This window comes from Actinomyces ihuae, assembly GCF_001457875.1.
GTDB classification, from domain to species: domain Bacteria; phylum Actinomycetota; class Actinomycetes; order Actinomycetales; family Actinomycetaceae; genus Pauljensenia; species Pauljensenia radingae_A.
This window is the reverse complement of sequence record NZ_CZPX01000005.1, coordinates 187164-207024: the sequence shown is the minus strand read 5'-3', so window position 1 is coordinate 207024 and position 19861 is coordinate 187164. Positions and strand designations below refer to the sequence as shown.

Sequence of the window (19861 nt, the reverse complement as noted above, 5' to 3'; positions counted from 1 at the left end):
GAGTGCGTATGATTAAGTGGCTACAGTACGTCAGGAGGGTATATGCCCAGAATTGTTGATACTGCCGATGTTGCATCGAGCGCGTCCATTGGCGAAGGCTCCAGCATCTGGCATCTCGCCCAGGTACGCGAAGATGCTCACATCGGTGAAAACTGCATCGTTGGCCGTGGCGCCTATATCGGCGAGGGCGTTCGCATGGGGAACAACTGCAAAGTGCAGAACTACGCCCTTGTCTATGAGCCCGCATCCCTTGCCGATGGTGTCTTTATCGGTCCGGCAGCAGTCCTGACCAACGATCACTTCCCCAGGGCCGTCAACCCGGATGGAACCATCAAATCTGCATCTGACTGGGAGCCGGTTGGCGTCACCATCAAGGAAGGCGCCGCAATTGGCGCTCGCAGCGTGTGCGTGGCGCCCGTGACGATCGGCGCGTGGTCCACAGTCGCTGCCGGAGCAGTCGTCACGAAGGACGTCCCTGATTTCGCCCTTGTTGCCGGCGTGCCAGCCAGGCGCATTGGGTGGGTCGGCCGCTCGGGCGCACGCCTTGAACCAGTGGATCGACATGACATTGACGAGGGCGCCCGCAGCGCTCTCGAACCGGTGAACGAGGGGCAGACACTGTACCGCTGCCCTTTGACTGGTGACCTGTACTACGAAGAACAATCAAGTGATGGACAGACAACGTTGAAAGAGGTTTCTCACTAATGGAACGTGCATTTATCCCGCCTGCAAAGCCACTGATCGGTGACGACGAGCGTCAGGCTGTTGACGATGTGCTCGCAACCGGAATGGTTGTTCAGGGCCCTCAGGTCAAGGCTTTCGAAGAAGAATTCTCTGAGCAGGTTGTCGCAGGCGTGAACTGCGTGGCCGTCAACTCCGGCACATCAGCTCAGCACGTCGCCACGCTGGCCTCACAGCTGCCGGAAGGCTCTGAAGTCATCGTTCCGTCGTTTACCTTCGCTGCCACCGGCAACTCCGTTGCCATCGCCGGAGCCAACCCTGTGTTCGCTGATATTGACGTCAACACGTTCACCCTCGATCCGGCCAGCGTTGAAGCTGCAATCACTGACAAGACCGTAGCCATCGAGGTCGTGCACCTGTACGGCCTGCCGGCCAACATGCCAGCCATCCTTGAGATCGCCAAGAAGCACAATCTGCTGGTCTTCGAAGACTGCGCTCAGGCACACGCCGCGTCGATCAACGGCAAGCCGGTGGGTACGTTCGGCAGTTGGGGATCCTTCTCCTTCTACCCGACGAAGAACATGACGTCCCTTGAGGGCGGCATGGTCACCACCGCTGACGATGAGCTTGCTCGCCGCTGCCGCCTGATCCGTAACCAGGGCATGGAAAAGCAGTACGCCAATGAGTTGGTCGGTCTGAACAACCGTATGACTGATGTGGCTGCTGCTGTTGGTCGCACACAGCTGAAGAAACTCGCAGGCTGGACGAAGACCCGCAAGGAGAACGCTGCAAAGCTCAGCGAGGGTCTCGCCTCTGTGAACGGAGTGGTCACCCCGACCGTGCCGGAAGGCTACTCACACGTCTACCACCAGTACACAATCCGTCTGGAAGGCGCGACCGGCGAGGAACGTGATGCATTCCGCGACGCACTGAAAGACCAATGGCAGGTCGGCTCCGGCGTGTACTACCCGATCCCGAATCACCGCCTGCAGTCCCTGGCACCCTACGCTGAGGGTCTTGAACTGCCGAACACGGAAAAGGCTGCCCGCGAGGTTGTCTCCCTGCCGGTTCACCCCTCCCTGTCGGCTGAAGACCTGGATCGCATCGTTGAGGCCGTGTCCGCATGCGCCAAGGCTGGAGCGTGAGTCGCATGACATCATCAGCACCCGAGCGGCATCGCATCGAAAAAGGACAGCCTATTCGCGTAGGTGTCCTCGGCATCGGTTCGATGGGACGTCACCACGTGCGCAATGCACGCTCAACCGAAGGGTTCGAACTGGTCGGCATTGCCGATCCCAGCGGTGACCGCTTCGGCGTTGCCGGTGACATGCCTGTTCTTCCAGACGTTGATGCTCTGATCGAAACCGGGATTGACGCCGCCATTGTTGCTGTCCCCACCATTTTCCACGAGGAAGCGGCTCTCAAACTGGCTGAAGCTGAGGTTCACACACTGGTTGAAAAACCGCTTGCCGCAAGTGTCGAGGCCGGACAGCGTCTGGCTGACGCGTTCAACGCAGCAGGACTTGTCGGCGCTGTTGGCTACGTGGAGCGTTGCAACCCGGCGATCATGGAGATGCGTCGCCGCGTTCAGGACGGCCAGCTCGGTCAGGTCTACCAGATCGTCACGCGTCGCCAGTCCCCATTCCCTGCACGCATTTCAGACGTGGGCGTTGTCAAGGATCTGGCCACTCACGACGTGGATCTGGCCGCATGGGTCGCCGGCTCCACCTATGCCGAACTGTTCGCTCAGACCGCATACCGGTCAGGGCGTGAACACGAGGACATGGTCACGGTGTCGGGTCGATTCGCTAACGGAGTGCTGGTCAACCACCTGGTCAATTGGCTCACTCCGTACAAGGACCGCACCACGATCGTCACCGGCGAGCATGGCGCGCTGGTCGCCAACACCGTGATGGGGGATCTGACCTTCTTCGAAAATGGCCAGATGCCTGTCCAGTGGGATCAGATCGCCGCATTCCGCGGAGTGTCCGAAGGTACCATGACGCGCTACGCGTTGACCAAGCGTGAGCCGATCGCCGTGGAGCAGGAGCACTTCCGTGACGCCATTTGGGGCGTTGGCGATGAGCACGTCACGATGAATGACGGCCTTGCTGCGCTGCGCGTAGTCGAAGCAATCCTGAAGTCCGCTTCATCCAATGAGGTCGTGCACTTCGATAACTGAATACTGACGCACTTGTCAGGTCACCACTTAACTTGGTGACCGCCGGACGCCCTCGTTCATTCCATGTGGATTGGCGAGGGCGTTCATGCGCCCAGAATCTCACCAACTTTCCTGCTGAATGCGGGAGCCATTGTCTTCGCATAGTCGAGCGTGACGTGATTGTCGTCAAGGTAGACGGAAATGTTTCCGATGAGGGTCGGGCACACCTGATCGAAACAGAAAGCCTGATCCGTCATGTCAATCTGCATGAAGTCAAGGCTGGAGCTGAGCTGGTCGGTCGGATCAGCGTCAGGGAAATACGCAGCGCGCTCCAACAGGCATCCGCCGTACGTCCCGTCGGTTGGATTGGAATCAGAGCAGTCAAAGAGGTTCCGCTCTGAGCGCAGATTGTCGCGCACACCGACCACCGGGATCCCACGCTCATTCAGGTAGGTGACGAGGTCTTCCAGACCGCTGACCAGGCTTTCATCATGGGAATCAGGAGAAGCGGCCGTACTGACCAGCATCACCGCATCGAAGTCGTGCATGTCCATGTAGTCCAGCAGATTCTGGTTGCGTTCCTGACAGGTCCCCTCGTAGCTGTCCGGCATTCCCCACGAGCACCCGCCCTGCAGGACGGCAGTCGCATTCCATTGTGCCGCGTCCAGGAACATGCTGACCTGCGTCAGAATCATCTGTTCAGCGTGAGAATCTCCGGCAATCAGAATGTGGCCTTCGGAGTGCTGGTCATCTGCCGCATAGGTTCGGCACGACCCGTCGTCAGTGTTGAACAGGCGTTGTCCATCCGCGTCACACGGATTGGAATACGAGGCCCACTGCTTGTCCAAGGCAAACGGGCTGGGCAGCGGATCCTCGTCAAAAACAACCGGCTGCATGTTGCCGTCAGTGGTCGCATCGCTGTCAGATGCGGAGTATGTGCTCTCACTGCTCGTGTCGAAAATCGTGGCACCGGGGTGAGTTTCGGAGACCACGTTATTCTGCAGATCCGTGAGGTTCATCAGGTCGTCCTGAGCTTTGACATGCAGAGTCCAGTACGTGGCGGCCAGAGGCACACCTCCAGCCAGAACGCTTGCCAACGCCACGATCGCCTTGTTGCGGGTACGTGCATTGACCCAGCGACCCTTGCGCGCCGGATCATCGACTGCACGGGTCAGAACTATTGCGACAACGATGGACACTGCGATGGCAAGCAGTCCCTCGATCACCGTGAGTCGGTGCTGGCCGAGGGCAGCCAGCGTGAGCGTGAAAATGGGCCAGTGAACCAGATATACGGCGTAGGAAATGTCGCCCAGATTCGGCAGCGGCCGCGTGGACAGAAATGCTGCGGCTGAGCGAGGCGATTTGCTGGGGAAGAGAAGGATTGTGGAAACCGCGAGCATGGGGACTGCGGCCATGGGACCTGGATAGGTGCCGATGCTCACCAGGCTGTAGATCACCAGGACGACCAGACCCACCCATGACATCAGGCGGCCCCAGGGGCGCAGGTGACGGAGCCATGGCGCTGCGGCTGCGATTGCTGAGCCGAGGGAGAACTCCCAGATTCGTGCACGTGTATCGAAATAAATGCTCGCGTCATCTGGGGCCGCAGTCAGGAGCCACATCAGTGACGCAACGGTCATTAGCGTGAATGCAGTGCAGACGACAGGGCGAATCAGGTGCCGCTTCCTGCGTGCCAGCAGAACACACAACGTCATGAGGAATGGCCAGAGCAGGAACACCTGGCCCTGCATTGACATGGACCACAGGTGCTGCAGAGGGCTGGCAAGCCCGGAGTCATTGGCGTAGTAGTCGGCGGCAACCGACACCAGGCGCCAGTTCTGCCAGTAGGTCACTGACGCGAATCCCTGGATGGCCTGTTCGATCCACCGTGAGCGCGGAAGAATGATGAAGGAGGCAATAACGGTGGCGAAGACAGTGACAACGAGGGGCGGAAGAAGCCGCTTGAATGTGTTGGCCCAGCGCTCCAGGAAAAACGGCATGCGTCCAGCTTCTGAACGACGCATGAATGAGGATGTCATCAGATAAGCGGAAATCATGATGAATGCGTCAACACCGATGGGGGAGCCGATGCGCCATGCGTGGTAGAGAAGCACCTGCACCATGCAGATCGCCCGCAGACCCTGGATATCGAAGCGACGGGGAGACGCTTTGATGGGCTGCGCGGCTACATGAGGAGGCGTTGAAGGGCCTTGTGGGCGCTCGCGGCTCAATGCCGAACGCGGGTGTGCTTCAACATTCACAATTATCGAAGCTATCACGGGGTAGATCAGAAAGCGTATCGTCATGCGGCTTGGAAAGGGCGAAAGTGATGTGACATTTGGCTGTCCTTTATGTGGGGGACTTGCCCTGAGTGACCTGAAGAACCGCCAATATGTGCATATTAGAATGCTATGAGCACGTTGATGATATGAGGTGGAATGATAGAAATCGCTCGTTATTTCAGTGCCGCTGTTTTCCTTTCTCTTGCGGCTGCGAGTATGCCCGTCGCCGCTCTCGCAACGGATAGCGACTACTTGGGAGACGACCAGACGGCAGGAAGCCAAGGAACATCGACCGAAGAAGACAGGTCGACATCTTCTTCTGAGGATCCAGCACATACTGGTGCGGTAGAAGGAGCTCCTGAGGAGGCTGGGAATACTGGCCAAGCTGATGAGTGGAAAGATCCTGAAGGCAGCGGGCTTGAAGAAGAGACCAGTGCTCGCGAAGAAGATTCCTCTCAACCGCAAGATCCACCTGACGACTTTTCGCCCCAGACTTCTGTGAGATCACATGACGGCGGCATCGTGTCCGTCCAGTCAACAGAAGTCATCGGCAACGGCTGGACTGTCGGGGACATATACAACGCCGGGAATTTTGACGCCAGCGGAAGCGGCGACCTGTTTCTTGTCACGGGTGACGGAACGCTGTGGCTGTATCCGCGTTCCTCTCCCACAACCTTTCAACCACGTCAACGTGTCGGCCAAGGATGGGCAACACTGCCGCATGTGATGGCTGGCATCGACTTTGATGGTGATGGCCACACAGATGTGCTGGGCGTTCACCCCAATGGGGCGCTTGTTTTGTACCCGGGGTCGGGATCAGGATCCTTCAAGGCATCCAGACAGGTTGGACAGGGTTGGGCTATTTTTGATCGGTTGATTGCGATTCAGCGTGGTCCAGGTGGCAATGCAGCAGTTCTCGCTTTCAGAGATAACCAGATGAGCGTATACGGAACAGATGGTAAAGGAACGTGGAAAGCGCCTCGTCCCGGGAGTTTCCCGAATCATCATTGCGCGCCATTCCCGGCGAGCGATCTTTTCGACACGGGTCATTCATCGATTATTTGCCTGTCATCAGATGGTGATATTAATATGCATGCGACGACCGATGGACTGGCTTATTCGTCGTACGCTTCGTTGAAAACCTCTTTCGAGGCACCTGTTTTCGCCCAGTCCAACGGTTATGCGGGCGGTGGTGAGGGGAGTATCGATATTGCCGATGCTCGCGGCCTTCTTTATTCTGTGAAGGTTGCAGGCTTGAGTGGATCAAGTGATTCGGAGCCGTCGCATCCAGCACCTGAATCTCCTGGACCTGACGACGTGTGGTACGACATTAGCTTGTCGACCCACGAAATGATCGGAGTGGGCTGGCCGCAGTCAAGGGTGTATTCGATGGGCGATTTTGATGGGAATGGCCATGCAGATTTCGCTTTGGTTAATTCGAATGGTCAGCTGACTTTCTATCCCATGAACTCATCTACTCGCTTTGGCAGTCCGCGCGTTATTGGTCAGGGGTGGAATGCAGTTCGAGACATTTACACAGGAATTGACTTTAATGGGGACAATCGCAGCGATATATTAGCCCGCATGCCAGATGGAAGGCTGCGACTGTATCCTGGCGATGCACGCGGTGGATTCCTTGCGCCGTACTACGTTGGTCAGGGGTGGGGCAGCTTCGCGAAAGTTTGGTTGCTACGCAATGGGCCGAATCACCACCCGGCTATCTACGCATTGGACTCTGATCAAAGTCTCATGCTCTATTCGACAAATGGCCAAGGAACGTTCCTGCCGCCACGCAACCTCGGAAAAGTCGATGACCTGCTCTCTCATGCTTTTTCTGCAGATGACTGGAATAGCTCGGGTCGTTCAGATCTCATCTCCCGTGATGACAATGGTCACCTGTACGTTCTTCAGCAGAGCCAGAGCGGACGCTTCGAACCACCACGACTCATAGGGTGGGGATGGCAGAGTATGTCGCCACTTCTTGTTGGAAATACCTCGCATTCATCCAAGGAGCTTGTTGCTGTGGACACGCGAGGGATCCTGCACCTGTACTCTTTCACCTACAGAGGAACTAACCGCTCCTTCAGGAGTATTCCCTTACCGAAACCGACGTATGCTCATCGGGTACAGGAAACCGATCAGTGGCTCACGCATCCCATTTCGTGGCAGGGACAACCTGACGGATCAACGTGCGGGCCGACGTCGATGTACATGGTTCTCAATTACCTGGGTTACCAGCAATCTCGCTATGCGACGCACAGCTTATCGATTTGGAATCTCGCATCTTCAAGCTACGCGGCAGTAGGAAGTGGTGCCTCAGGGGGAACATCGTGGGAACACCACCGGTTATCTGTCGGCCTGAACCGATGGATGGGAACTCAGTCCTACCGACAGACAACATTCCCCAGTGGGTGGGATTTCAGAAGCAAGGTTCTCGACAGTTTTCAGACAGGGCGCCCGGTTCTGGTGGACACGATTGAGAGTTATGGAGGCCCCCACTATAACGGTCACACTGGGACCAGTTCGCACATCATTGTTGCGTATCGCTACCACAAATCAAATGCGACAGTGGGGTTTGTTGATCCGGGAGGGCCTGGATCTGCTATTACCGGATATAGCGCGCAGCGTTACTTTGATTACTTTGACGCTAACCGTTTTGCGGAGAATTTCCTCGGCAATTATGGCGGCGGCGGCCATGGAATGGTGTATTGATGCGCCGTACCCATCTGCAGTTTGTAGCTGGAGCACTAACGTGTGCTGCGATGTCGGGGCTGTGCGCATGTACAAGTTCCTTTACGGGGAGTATCCAGAGCGACCATGGCCAATCGGGCGCGCCTGAGGAGAATACCGGTGTGGCTCAGCAAAGCGAGCCGCAATCCCTGCCCGCAGCAGGAGGTCTGCGGGATCCCAGCACGTGTGAACGACAGGCGCGTGAACCCGCTGATATTTCTCGTGCAGTGCTGGCTGTCTTAGGCGAACCGATCTCGACGGAATCTGTCATTATTGATACGACCTCGCAAGCAATCGCCCCCTTCCGAAGCACGACTGTCGGGTCGACTATTGACAGCGGATCTCCACTGCAAATGATCGGCATGGGCGAAAGGGGCGAAGCTCTGGCGGTTGTGCAGGTACTGCCGCGTGCTGAACATTCCAGTCCGACTCATGTAGGAATCATTGAAGGCAAGAAGTTTTATCCATTTGTGTCGACGAAACTGCTGCCGGAGCAACCGCCTACCGCGCTCACGCCGGCTCCTCTTGCAGGGACAATCGCACATGGCCACGCGATATGGACCGAACAGCTTTTCGACGGGACGCCGTCCAACGCGTGGTCCATGGCGTGGCGTGTGATGGGAGCGCCGCTGACGGGTCAGAAGATGGCGACCGAATTGCTCTCATCATGGGCGCTGACTGGTCAGAGCAGTCTTCCCGTCGCCTCCGGATGGGTTCCACCTGCTTTCGATGGCACATATGCGTATGTACCAGCTGTGCTTCCGGCCGATGGACAGGACAATGCATATGAGGAACAAATCCTCCAGGTCGCTTTGAACAATCCTGGAACTGTCATCTCGCGCGAACAGGGGCGTTTGCCCGCTGCCATTGGTACAGACGTGGGATGGATTCGTGACACGACCGGGAACGGACCAGAGTCAGAATCTGACGTATTCACCCTTCACTGGGCGAAGCCGAGCCGACACGATATTGAAATTCAGACAGGTGACTTTTTCAAAGTACAGTGGCTTGCGGGCGACGAACACTTTATTGTGATAGTTTTCCAGGATCAATGCTCCGCGCGTTCTTGGCTGGGGCGCTTCGATCGTGAAAAGGATGCTTTCACGGGGTGGGTCTATCAAAAGTCCGATGGAATTGCGTTATCGTTGAACGATTCAGTCGCAGTATGGGGCAATGGGTCAGGAAATGTCGGCTCTGAAATGTATCGATGGGACCTGATGACCGATAGTATTACCGCCCTGGGTGCTAACGAGGGATTTTCTGTTCCCTTCAGCGGAGGCCATTTGATGACAGCGATTCCTTCATTTGGAAAAGAATCGGGCGCGCCGCTAGTCCAATGGGCTCTTGAAAAGCCCATTGACTGAATGGTCGGTTGCTGAAAGCACTTCCGTTTTCAAACGGCCTCGGCTCAGAATGCCTTAGGTGAAAGGTGAGAATCGCCCCACCTACGAAGCCTCCTTTCTAGAGGTTTTTCGATCAATAAGTGGAGTCCGCCGGCCGCAGCAAGCGCGATGATGAATACGACGCACCACACAGGGATAGTCCACACTCCCCACGAAATGAGTCCAGTGAAGCTCTTGAAGGAATAGAGGACAGTAGCGTGGACGAGGTAAAAAGCATACGACCATTCACCGCCTGTCACGAGGAACCGGTGCCTCAGGGGTGAATAGTGCCCTTCGATGTCCGCCGATGCGCAGATACCAATCATTACGGTGTAGGCGAGTGCCAGGATGACGGGAGTGAAAGTCCTTAAGGAGCTGATGAAAGGGCCTGATTGGTCGTGATATCGCGAATTCAGGAGCCAGTAAAAGGCGATGACGCCAGAAATCATGACGTAGGTAGACCACGCAGGAAGATGAAAGCGTACGCCGGCGCGCAAAAGATGAGCGAGCGTCATCCCGAGAAAGAATTCCCAGAGTCTTTCCAACGGAGGAGAAATCATAACTCCTGAAGCACGAAGCAGGCACATGACAACGCCTACCCCAACGGCACTCGTCAACAGGGCAGAGGAAGCTTTCTTTTTCATCGTTCTGCTCGGATTCACCAAGGGGTGAAGGAAATAGAAGAATGCTTCACACGAAAGAGTCCAAGCCGCGGGATTTCCTGAAAACAGTACCGCAGGCTGGGTGGAAAACCCCTGGAGCAAGATGATTGACAGTGCAATGACTGGAAGTGAGAACTGCTTGACCCAGGACTGATCATCAGGCGGTGTGGAAAAAGAATAGAAAACGAAAAGACAGGGTATCAATGCCACGAGATGGGCCGGCCATATCCTGGCGAATCTTCTCCACCAGAATTGTCGAATGCCCGTTGACGGCGCGGCTGACCAAGTGAGGACGAAACCGGAAAGAACGAAGAAAAATGAAACACCCGTATATCCCACGTTCAGGAGCGACTGATGCCGAAGGGGTGCCAGATTCGCCATATGGTATGCGAAGACGCCAAATGCTGCCCACCATCGTAAGCCGGTCAGGGAATCAAGGCGTTTATGCATCGGCAATTTCTTATGATTGAGAATAGGAAGCGAGATCTATTGGTCGGCTGGCGGAAGTAGATTCTCATGCCCACACCACCCTTTTTCCACGAATTCCTTTGCCCATAGCCCGACTTGCTTTTTCCCGCACAGATATGCGCGGAGCTGCTGTAGGCGTGAAAGACTTGAATAAGCTTCGAAAGCCATAGGATGGTTCATCATAATGCGGACTGAACGATACTTGGCAATAAAGTTGTCGGCACGCGTAGCTTTTGCTACGGCTTGTAGGGGACGCTTTATGGCGGGTGTCAGTCGGATGGGTGCCTGATGAAATAGCCGTGCGTCACGGCCGGTTGCTTCCTGATAAAGATGGGAGGTAAATCTTGAATACCATTCGCGGGTAAGAGTCAGGTGCGATCCGCCCTTTAGCCATAGCATCCAAAATTCATGGTCCAGCATCGGCAGTGCCCACGAATAGCCAAAGAACTCGTACGTCGACATTGAATTATTGATATATTTAGCCTGTCTTTCCCTGAGGTTGAACCATTCGATAAGCTCTTGTGTCGCTCGGGGATTATTTCTGGAACCAATTTCTAAAGCTGCTCGTTGAAGTTCTGCTTGCCAAACCGGATCGCGGCCAATGGCATGATAGCAGCCTTGAAGATTAGCGTGGTGTTTAGTTATTGCGGCCAAGATCTCTTTGTACGAATGCCCTTTTTCGCAAAGATTTTCGTCGTGCATATTGCCGACAATCGTATGGCCAGGCAGGAAAACAGCATCGTCCTCGACGAGCTTGTTTTCTTTAATAACACTAAGTGGATACCAATCTTGAATGTGTGGGAGTGATGTTCCTTTCCAGGTTTTTCTGAGAAAGTGCTCGAAATCAGATCCTGTCACAGCTTTGTGGACTTTTGAAGTATCAAGGGGGACCACAAACCAGTCAATTCCTAATTCATTTGCAACCAGATGCGAGATGTTGACTTCATCGCTGTCATCTTTTCCGTACGTAAATGCGATCACATTTTCGACATGTTTCAACCGTAGGTAGGATGCGAGAAGCCGTGAGTCGAGCCCTCCGGATAGAGGAATGACAAGTTGCCTTTCCCCGACGACGTCGAGGAGGCGCCCTATGCTGCTATCGAGCGCATGCTTGAATAAGTCACTAAATTCTTCAGCATCGGTAACACTGTCTGGAGAGAAGGCATATCGCGTGTAAAGGCGAGACTCTTTCTCCCCATCTTTCTTAAGGATGACGTAGTGGGCGGCCTCAGTTGAACAAATGCTTTCTGCGAGAGTGTAAGGGCCGATACAAAAGCCTGTACTCTCAAATATCCGAGCCTGTTGGTCATTCCGCTCGAGTGATTTCAATGTGCGAGTAGCCTCGAAGTCGTCGGTAACTAACCACGTTCCGTTAACAAATGCATAGGCAAGCGGATGGGAACGAATCCGGTCACTGGCTATAATCGGGTTTTCCTCTCGCTCATCGACGATAGTCCAGTGGCCAGGAAGTTTCGCCAAAACGTCTTCATTTACGCCACTGGATAACATCTGCATGATGAGCTGCGTATCGCTGGACATTGACCAGACGTGGAGCCTGCCTGAAGAGTCTGTGACCCACCGGGGGGATGTCAGTTTGAGATCGAAAAACTTCATTAAACGCTCCCTTCGACGAGCGAATGTGGAAGAGCAGGAATCGCAGTCAACATCATACAGAAGAGAACCACAAGTACTGCTTCAGTTCTGTGTGACGGGACCTAAACTGGTTAGACAATATAGAGTATTGTCTTGCTAGACTCGCGGACTTGCCAGTGAGATATGCAGGAGGACAGTTCATGCTGGAGATACCAGGCGACGCAGTTTTTGCTTACTCAATTACCCAGGAGCCTGATGAAGCTTTTGCCCAGTCGGAAGAGCTCGCTGGTTCTCTATTTCTCAATACAACCGAGAAGACTGAGAGCAGAGAATTCACAAATGCGGAAGGGTCCTCACAGGCTGTTGTTATTGGTTTTTGTGTTGATGCGCATGGTGAGCGATCCCGTGACGAAATACCGCAGATGATTCTCGAGGCTGCAGCCGAGTCGGGAATCAAGTACGCATATGAGCTGTGTAACCGTCTCGCAGGCAAATACGTCGTCTACTTAAGTGTTGATGGCGTAGAGGTAGTCTGGGGGGACGCGACATGCAGTATGTCCGTCTTCTATACTCACGAGGATCCCGTGGTGGCCTGTGGTGTGTCAGAGAATCTGGTAGGTGCTTATGTGAGCAACCGTTCGGATTCTCAGATGGTGAAGATTACAACGAATGCTCCTGATGGTCAGCCCCTTCCGAACAATGTGACCAGCTTTGACCATGTCAGAATTCTTCTCCCGAATCATATACTTTATGTTCGTCAACAATATGCCGAACGTGTGTGGAGGACCCCGGGTCTGGTCAGACGGACAGCTCTCGATGAGGTCGTAGTGAAAACGCTTCTTCTTATGAAGAATATATATCGAGAATATAATAGGTATTATGACTTGCTGTGTCCGTTAACTGCTGGATATGACAGTAGGATTAATTTTGCCTTTATGAAGGAACTGGGTGATAACCCGGCAACATTCACCTTCCGGCATCCTTCATTCACGGATGAAACGCCGGATTTGAAGATTTCTCATGTAATATCTGAATATTATGGCGTGCCGCACTCTATAGTTATGGACTCCCGTATGGAGGAATCTGAAAAGAGCTATTATAAAAGAATTGTCGGTAGAGATGCAACTGATTATTCGCTTAATCTAGCGCTTACCATTAGAAAAACATTCGGTAATAGAGCGATTCTCAACGGGAATATAATCGACCAAATAGGTAAAAGTGTTACGGGTAATAACGTTCCCGATAGACTCGCTTCGCCATCCTTTGTTCGTTCCCGTATTTACAATAGCGGCAAACCAGCCTTGCAGATACTCGGACTCTATCTTAGGGACGTGAGGCAAAATTGTGGAAATGATGTGTTTGATGTTTTAGCCTGGGAACAGGACTGCTGTAGATGGGGTACTCAAAGTGATATTACCTATGGCATGTGTGGTGTGAACATGCTTACACTGTCAAACTGTCGAGAACTTATCTTGGAATGGATCAAGATCCCGCGAAAGCAACGCGTCCGCAAGGAGCTCCATAAATCGCTCTTCCAGCAGCTAGACCCGAAGCTTCTTTCTTTCGGCTTCACACCCGAGTCTAATATCAAGAGAATAGTGAGGCTCAATTGGCCAATATTCTATCTCAGTTGTTATGGGTACGGTTGGTACGTTTCAAGACACTCACGTTAGAAGAACTTAGGACGGTGAAATGCCGGTGAAAACGAGAGAATCTTCTATCTGAGGAGGTGAAAGAATTGCGGGGGATCTGGCATCGACTACATGAAAAGCTGCTGCGCGAGAAGAATCGTAGTCCAGTGGTATCTGCGATCTTGACTCTGATGACGGGAACCATGATCTCCCAGATCGTCATTTTTATATTTCAAATTTTTATCAATCGAATTTATACTGACTACGAAAAAGGGCTTTTCGGAATATATGGAACCATTACCTCCTTCGTTATCGCCGTAGCAGCGTTGAGATTTGATGTTACCCAGATGTTGCCCAAATCAGATACTGTTGCTCGTGTTTTGAAAAAGATTGCAACTCGTTCGATAGTGGTCTCCTCTTTTTTGACTTCACTATTTTGTATTATATTTTCGAAGTTTCTTGAAGATAGGTATCATCAATCCCAGGAATTATCGAAATGGCTAATGATTTCCGGTTTGACTGTCTTCTTGGTGGCAGAGATAACGAATATTCAGTACTGGTTGACGCGAAAAGAGAGATTCGGAGCTCTTGCTTCCAACCAGGTTCTTCAGTCGACAAGTATTGTCTTCTTTCAACTTATAATGGGACTGTTGTGGAAGGGAGGTCTGGTCGGTCTTATAACGGGAACGATCATGGGTCAGTTGGTCGGGTTTGTCGCAATAAAGATCCGCACTCCAGAGCTCCGTGGACCCATACCGGATAATGCGCCTTCGATGCTTTCGCTAATGAGGCGCTATAGAAAGATGCCCTTGTTAAACGGTCCAAACGTACTTGTAGACTCGGTTCGCAATATGGGGATTAATTTGTTGATTGGTTCAGTGGCCGTCGCCGCTCTTGGCCAATTTCAACTAGCGTGGGCCATTATGCAAGTTCCCGTTGGACTTATCGCAGGCTCAGTTTCGCAGGTATTTCTCAAGAAGCTTGCAGTTGTTGAACATGGGAAGATGTCAGGTCTTGTACGTTTTACTTTGATTCGAGCAGCGTTTGCTGCAATTGGGCCATTTGCTTTGCTATTCGTTCTGGCACCATGGCTATTTCCATTCGTTTTTGGCGCCCAGTGGGATCAGGCTGGCTATTTTGCTCAAGCACTTACACCATGGCTGTATATGACGGTCCTGACTTCTCCCATATCGAACATATTTGTCGTTACCGAAAATCAACGTCGAATGCTGATTTTTGCTGTTTTGTACTGTGTTGTTCCTTTATTGTGGTTGTGGTTCTCGCCGCTGGCTTTGCTCCCGACCGTATTTGCTCTTGGCGGGCTTATGGCACTAATGCTGGGTGTGATGCTGTTGCTAGCGTGGAAATGCGCCGTGGATTTTGACAGGAAGCCGCCTGCTTGTGAATCTTCTATCTCGTAGGTCTAAGACATATGCCTGCGGAAGCAGTCGAGACTGTCACGGTAGAATTTGCCTGATGAAGTGGCAAACGTCGTTTCGCTGAATCGCTCGCGTGCCCGTTTGCGGATTCGTTCTGGCTCAAAAATGCGTGGATTGCCGTAGAGGGCATCACAGGCGACAAACTGCATTGCTTGTGCAAGCTCGCTTTCATCGTCTATCGAAACGGTTACGCCTTCCGAAGGCCCTATCATGTATTGTCCTCCCCACGTTCGGGTTCCGATGCAGGGCAGGCCTACCATCTGCGCCTCTGCGAACACTGCGCCGGCTGATTCGACAGCGCTCGCAAGCACAAACGCATGTGTGTGTGACAGCAGATTGAAGATTTCATTTCTGGGCCGAGAGCCGAGGAAGTCAACCGCATCCGCGACGCCGAGATCTGTGCAATACGCTTTGAGGCGAGCTATTTCTCCTGATACTCCTCCTCCTATTACTACAAGTCGTGTATGCGGAATGGTGTTGCGTAGCCGGGCGAAAGCTCGGATAGTGAGTTTTGGACGTTTGTTGTCGCCAAGATGTGAGACATGGCTGAAAATAAAGTCACTTCTGGAGACATAGGAAGGTATGGGAACGCTCTGGGCGTCATTAGGAACAGGCAAAGTGATGACTGTCCAAGGAGATGTGGAATAATACGATTCAAGCTTTTTTGCAAAGAGTGGAGACACGGTGGCGCGTCCCTGGGCTGCTCTGACAAGGCGCATAATTTCGCGGGTACGCGGTGAGTTATGTGCTCGTTTTATTGACGAAGGTCGGTGCTCGGTGAGGCAATAAGGAATACACCAACGTCTTGACGCAGCAGCAGCGAGATAAATTCCTGGGTAAACTGAATGGGCGTGCGCGATTGCTGGTCTACCGCAATGGGCCTCATACAGTTGAAAAGCCTTTTTCGCTTGAAGTGCAATCACGGAGAATTCACCGGGCAGCTTTTCTGAGGGGATATTTCTGACGGAACCGCGGACAACGCCAATCCCCTCCTCGATAGTGAAATTGAGTGGCTCGGCCGCTTTCCAGGGTTGCTGGGACGTGAGTGCGATGATACCAACTGTGAAGCCGGCTTTTTTCAGCATCTGGGCCTGTTCGCGGAAGAAAGTTCCATTCAAAGGAGAACTGGCACTCGGATACCACGATGGGAGAAGGAGCACATGAGGTGAAAACGATAACGAGCTGACTGAGGACCCTGTCATCTTTTGAGCATAGAGGATTTCGAGCTATCCTGGCGCCCTGTAGGATAGTGTCATCCAATTCCTGATGATGCGAGGCTCAAAGTGCATTCCACACCGACGATGATTTTTCATGCGCCCTATCCGATGGAGCCAAATCCCACTGCAGCCTCGCGTCTGCGTCCCCTGCGGATGCGGCAGGCTTTCGCGGAAATCGGCTACCACGTGATTGACATGTCAGGGACGACGCTCGAAAGGCGCAGAAAACTGGCAGCGTTGAGAAGGAAGCTTCGGCAGGGGACGAAGCCGGAGTTTCTCTACAGCGAGAACTCCACGCAACCCAATGTATTCGCTACGAGCGTGAAGTCAGGATTTGCGCCGATGCTTGATAATGCGATCTTGAGTCTTGTGCACAGGCACGGCATCCCATCGGGTGTTTTCTACCGCGATATCTACTGGAAATTTGCACATGCCCCAGCAAAAACTGTCATTGGCAAGCTGTCGCCTTTTTTTCACCGACTCGATATGCGTGGATACCTCCGCAATAATGTGCATTTTTTCCTGCCCTCTGAAGGCATGGCAACCTATCTCAACCTGCCGAACGACGCAATGTTTTCTGCTCTTCCACCCGCAGGGGATAGTGGACGCACAATGCCGCTTCCAACAGGTCCGCTGAGATTGTTTTATGTCGGTGGGCTCGGCGGGCATTATCGTCTTGATGCGCTCTTCGCAGCCCTTAAACAAGAACCAAGTATTGAACTGGAGCTAGTGACGAGGCCTGAACAATGGAAGGCAGCCCTTGCTCAGGACTCTTCATTGGGCAGCGACCAGATTCATGTGCATCACTTGAATTCAAGTGAACTTGATCCGCTGTATGCGGATACTCACATCGGCATTCTTGCTGTTGAGCCGAGTGACTACCGGAAGTTTGCTGCGCCGGCGAAACTGTTCGAGTATATTTCGCGAGGGCGACCAGTTCTCGTGACAGCTGGAACCGAGGCCGCACGGATCGTCAACAAACTGGATGCAGGCTGGCAGGTCAATTACGGAATTGCTGATATTGCCCAGATCTTGACTTTCTTGAAAGCTCACCCTGAGGACGTTAAGCAGAAAGCGAGGAATGCTCGCATAGCGGCTCAGACTAATACGTGGAGAGACCGTGCTCGCTCTGTTGCCGAAGTCTTGACAGAAAGCAAGTGACAAAGATGAATCAATCATTTCGTGCCCGCCTGCTTGATTTTCTCCACGACGCCGCATTTTCCCTACCTGCGCCTGTGGCTGATACTGTCATGAAGCTTGCAGGGCCGGGTAGCCCCCTATATCCGGTAATTCGCAGAGCTCAAGGATACAAGCCCTACCCGCTTCCATCCCCGCTTGCGATTCCCGACGCGCCTATTCGAGTACTGATTGCGCCCGTAAACTTTGCGGAACAGGCGTGGCAGTGGGCACATGCTCTAGAACGTTCTTATCCGAACATAAATGCACAAAATGTGATGGTTGACTTTCCTGGAGCGTTACCATTCCGATCCGATCGAGTTATTCCCTACGGCGTTTTCACGCTCTCAAAGGATTGGGCACGCAAGTATTTCGAACAGGTCTCACAGTTTACGCATGTGCTGGTCGAGGCGGAGGAGCCTCTTTTCGGGCCACTATTTAACTTCAGCGTTGAAAAAGAAGTGCGAGCTTTACAGTCGCGGGGAGTTTCTGTCGCCGTGTTGTCCCATGGTTCTGATACGCGAAATCCTCGCGCGCATGCGCGGCGAATCCACTCCTCTCCTTTCGATGAAAACGACCCTAAGACGCAACTACTCCAACGACGTTCAGATCGTAACCGGCAGCTGATCGAGCGTTTAGGAGTACCAGTTTTCGTTTCGACGCCAGATCTGCTTGACGATGTTCCGCAGGCTCATTGGTGCCCACTCGCGATTAACCCTGACGAGTGGGGATCAAAGAGTAGCGGAATGGGAGACAAAACGTCGAGCGAAAGACGAAGCCTCCTGCAGGTAGCACATATTCCAAGTCGCTCTTGGTTGAAGGGCTCTGAACAAATAGTTCCCGTGCTCGAGCGCCTTGATGCGAAAGGAATCGTGGAGAGTAGATTTCTCGAATCAGTGCCTCGGAATGAGATGCCCGTAGCCTTGGGAAGTGCAGATCTTCTGGTTGAACAAATCACGATGGGAATTTATGGAACAACGTCGCTCGAAGCGATCGGAGCGGGATGCATTCCGATAGCGCATATTGATACCCGCTTTCGCACATATATCGAGAAAACTACCGGAATCAAATGCCCCATTGTCGAGGCGCAAGCGGACACGTTGGAAGAAACCATTGCAACTCTTGCTCGCGATAAGAACAGGCGTGAATCAATCCTCGAAGAAAATAAGCGCTATCTTGCGCTTGTCCACGATGGTGAACTGAGCGCGCGTGCGCTATATGAAAATTGGATATCCGCCTAAAGCTTTTCCTTCGGGACTCCGATAGCTAGGAGCCCAATAGTTCTTCCATAATAGTCCGAGCAACCGCAGCTTCATTCTCAAAGCTCAAGGCATGTGAAGCTTTGTGGCTAGCCTGTTTGAATGCTTGTATCTGCTGTGAATCAAGTGAATGCAAAGACTCTACGATTTGCGGAATATCGAAGCCGCCAGATAACACTCCTAAACCGTATTTATTGACTACGTCCGTCATTTCTACAGAAGGGCCGACGGCCAAGGCAAGCCGCGCCTGAATGAAGTCGAAGAATTTGTTTGGCAAAGCTAGGCGGGCATTCGTTGTAATCGGTTTGATCCAGTAGACACCAACATCGAACTGGTTCAAGACAAAAGGCAAATCAGAAGGGGAAACAGGGTCATGAAAGGTAATTCGATCGCATCCACTGGCTTTGGCTTGTAGTTCCCGTAAATACTTACCTTTATCATTCGCTGGCACCAAATACAGGTCAAGCGTGAATTTGTCACCGGCTTCAATCACGGCGTCAATTGCAGTGTCCAGCGCGCGGCCTGCAACTGCGCCGCCTGAGTGAACCAGTCTGATAGGACCGGAGTCGTTAACCGGGCTAGGGGAAAGATCGACCCATGGCGCCGCATTCCTCATAAGACGAGGCCGGATACCATAGTGCTGCTCGTACAACGAGGCAATTCTCCCCCCGACAGTTGTCGCTGCGCTCACCTGTGGAAGCCATGTGCGGCAGATGTGATCAATCCAGGGAGCAACGAGCAGGCGCCACGAGAGAATCTGAGTGCGTTCCTCCGGTGCCCATTCATGCAAGTCTGCCCACACCGGCGCGCCGTGAGCCGCTGTCAGCGCGGCAGGCAGTGCCCGTGCATCGTTGGCCACGACAACATCAAATGAATGTCCTTCCAGAAGACGCAACGCTTCCTTCGTGGCCGGAGCATCTAGGTCGACCGAAGAGTGACGGTGAAGCGCAAGCTTGGCGACACCGGATGGTGTCTGAGGCAAAGAGGCAGCAGATTGAGGAACCTCAAGGTGCTCGGTTGAATACGGGGTTGTCGGCCCGTATCCAACGGTTGTGACGTCACCGAATTCCTGAAGTACGCTCAGCTGGCGAAGTACGCGTGCGTCGCGTGCAAGAGGAGAAAACGAAAGACACAAAATACGTGGCTTCTGACTCATGTGCTCGCTTCTTTCTGCCTTTGA

At 53.2% G+C, this 19861-nt stretch carries 14 protein-coding genes; 9 read left to right on the top strand and 5 right to left on the bottom strand.

Annotated features, from left to right (window positions below; genetic code table 11):
* Positions 1 to 42 precede the first annotated feature (42 nt).
* From BN3002_RS05625 to BN3002_RS05615, 3 genes are read left to right on the top strand one after another with little or no spacing between them, the layout of a single operon-like run.
* Positions 43 to 705 carry an acyltransferase gene (locus BN3002_RS05625; protein WP_058237056.1) on the top strand — a complete coding sequence of 221 codons (663 nt, stop codon included), beginning with the start codon at positions 43 to 45 and terminating at the stop codon, positions 703 to 705.
* Positions 705 to 1826: a DegT/DnrJ/EryC1/StrS family aminotransferase gene (locus BN3002_RS05620; RefSeq protein ID WP_058237055.1), complete on the top strand. Its 1122-nt coding sequence runs from the start codon at positions 705 to 707 to the stop codon at positions 1824 to 1826. Before BN3002_RS05625 ends, BN3002_RS05620 begins: the two co-directional genes overlap by 1 nt.
* 5 nt (positions 1827 to 1831) lie before the next feature.
* Positions 1832 to 2863, top strand: coding sequence for a Gfo/Idh/MocA family protein (locus BN3002_RS05615; protein ID WP_058237054.1), 1032 nt, complete (start codon positions 1832 to 1834; stop codon positions 2861 to 2863).
* A gap of 83 nt (positions 2864 to 2946) precedes the next feature.
* On the opposite strand, the gene BN3002_RS05610 is transcribed toward BN3002_RS05615, so the two are convergent.
* Entirely contained in the window at positions 2947 to 5148 is a 2202-nt protein-coding gene (locus BN3002_RS05610) for an acyltransferase family protein (protein ID WP_058237053.1), read from the bottom strand.
* Positions 5149 to 5280: 132 nt separating this feature from the next.
* On the opposite strand from BN3002_RS05610, the gene BN3002_RS05605 reads away from it, so the two are divergent.
* Positions 5281 to 7836 (top strand): FG-GAP-like repeat-containing protein, encoded by a 2556-nt coding sequence (locus BN3002_RS05605; RefSeq protein WP_058237052.1) that lies wholly within the window; start codon positions 5281 to 5283, stop codon positions 7834 to 7836.
* A gap of 140 nt (positions 7837 to 7976) precedes the next feature.
* Positions 7977 to 9218 carry a hypothetical protein gene (locus BN3002_RS05600; protein WP_058237051.1) on the top strand — a complete coding sequence of 414 codons (1242 nt, stop codon included), beginning with the start codon at positions 7977 to 7979 and terminating at the stop codon, positions 9216 to 9218.
* Positions 9219 to 9262: 44 nt separating this feature from the next.
* On the opposite strand, the gene BN3002_RS05595 is transcribed toward BN3002_RS05600, so the two are convergent.
* The gene (locus tag BN3002_RS05595) at positions 9263 to 10348 is read right to left on the bottom strand and encodes an acyltransferase family protein (protein ID WP_058237050.1); all 1086 of its coding nucleotides are present in this window, start codon (positions 10346 to 10348) and stop codon (positions 9263 to 9265) included.
* 36 nt (positions 10349 to 10384) lie between these two features.
* Positions 10385 to 11905: an asparagine synthase-related protein gene (locus BN3002_RS05590; protein WP_157843510.1), complete on the bottom strand. Its 1521-nt coding sequence runs from the start codon at positions 11903 to 11905 to the stop codon at positions 10385 to 10387.
* 254 nt (positions 11906 to 12159) lie between these two features.
* Between BN3002_RS05590 and BN3002_RS05585 the strand changes: the two genes are divergently transcribed.
* Together BN3002_RS05585 and BN3002_RS05580 are read left to right on the top strand one after the other, a co-directional pair.
* A complete protein-coding gene (locus tag BN3002_RS05585; RefSeq protein ID WP_058237048.1) occupies positions 12160 to 13632 on the top strand; it encodes a hypothetical protein in 1473 nt (490 codons plus the stop codon).
* 161 nt (positions 13633 to 13793) lie between these two features.
* Positions 13794 to 15011 (top strand): lipopolysaccharide biosynthesis protein, encoded by a 1218-nt coding sequence (locus BN3002_RS05580; protein ID WP_257525479.1) that lies wholly within the window; start codon positions 13794 to 13796, stop codon positions 15009 to 15011.
* A 2-nt stretch (positions 15012 to 15013) separates the two neighbouring features.
* Here BN3002_RS05580 and BN3002_RS10745 read toward each other — a convergent pair whose 3' ends face one another.
* A complete protein-coding gene (locus tag BN3002_RS10745) occupies positions 15014 to 16231 on the bottom strand; it encodes a glycosyltransferase (protein WP_082628555.1) in 1218 nt (405 codons plus the stop codon).
* A gap of 81 nt (positions 16232 to 16312) precedes the next feature.
* Here BN3002_RS10745 and BN3002_RS05570 point away from each other — a divergent pair, with 81 nt between their 5' ends.
* Together BN3002_RS05570 and BN3002_RS11115 are read left to right on the top strand one after the other, a co-directional pair.
* Positions 16313 to 17407: a glycosyltransferase family protein gene (locus tag BN3002_RS05570; RefSeq protein WP_257525478.1), complete on the top strand. Its 1095-nt coding sequence runs from the start codon at positions 16313 to 16315 to the stop codon at positions 17405 to 17407.
* A complete protein-coding gene (locus BN3002_RS11115; protein ID WP_154955704.1) occupies positions 17404 to 18663 on the top strand; it encodes a glycosyltransferase family protein in 1260 nt (419 codons plus the stop codon). The genes BN3002_RS05570 and BN3002_RS11115 overlap by 4 nt, the downstream gene beginning before the upstream one ends.
* Positions 18664 to 18688: 25 nt before the next feature.
* On the opposite strand, the gene BN3002_RS05560 is transcribed toward BN3002_RS11115, so the two are convergent.
* Positions 18689 to 19837, bottom strand: coding sequence for a glycosyltransferase (locus tag BN3002_RS05560; RefSeq protein ID WP_058237045.1), 1149 nt, complete (start codon positions 19835 to 19837; stop codon positions 18689 to 18691).
* Positions 19838 to 19861 lie beyond the last annotated feature (24 nt).

Excerpts from the sequence above, each read along its gene's own strand:
- BN3002_RS05625 (WP_058237056.1), top strand. The coding sequence starts at position 43 with ATGCCCAGAATTGTTGATACTGCCGATGTTGCATCGAGCGCGTCCATT.
- BN3002_RS05620 (WP_058237055.1), top strand. The coding sequence starts at position 705 with ATGGAACGTGCATTTATCCCGCCTGCAAAGCCACTGATCGGTGACGAC.
- BN3002_RS05615 (WP_058237054.1), top strand. The coding sequence starts at position 1,832 with ATGACATCATCAGCACCCGAGCGGCATCGCATCGAAAAAGGACAGCCT.
- BN3002_RS05610 (WP_058237053.1), bottom strand. The coding sequence starts at position 5,148 with ATGACGATACGCTTTCTGATCTACCCCGTGATAGCTTCGATAATTGTG.
- BN3002_RS05605 (WP_058237052.1), top strand. The coding sequence starts at position 5,281 with ATGATAGAAATCGCTCGTTATTTCAGTGCCGCTGTTTTCCTTTCTCTT.
- BN3002_RS05595 (WP_058237050.1), bottom strand. The coding sequence starts at position 10,348 with ATGCATAAACGCCTTGATTCCCTGACCGGCTTACGATGGTGGGCAGCA.
- BN3002_RS05590 (WP_157843510.1), bottom strand. The coding sequence starts at position 11,905 with ATGTCCAGCGATACGCAGCTCATCATGCAGATGTTATCCAGTGGCGTA.
- BN3002_RS05585 (WP_058237048.1), top strand. The coding sequence starts at position 12,160 with ATGCTGGAGATACCAGGCGACGCAGTTTTTGCTTACTCAATTACCCAG.
- BN3002_RS05580 (WP_257525479.1), top strand. The coding sequence starts at position 13,794 with ATGATCTCCCAGATCGTCATTTTTATATTTCAAATTTTTATCAATCGA.
- BN3002_RS10745 (WP_082628555.1), bottom strand. The coding sequence starts at position 16,231 with ATGACAGGGTCCTCAGTCAGCTCGTTATCGTTTTCACCTCATGTGCTC.
- BN3002_RS05560 (WP_058237045.1), bottom strand. The coding sequence starts at position 19,837 with ATGAGTCAGAAGCCACGTATTTTGTGTCTTTCGTTTTCTCCTCTTGCA.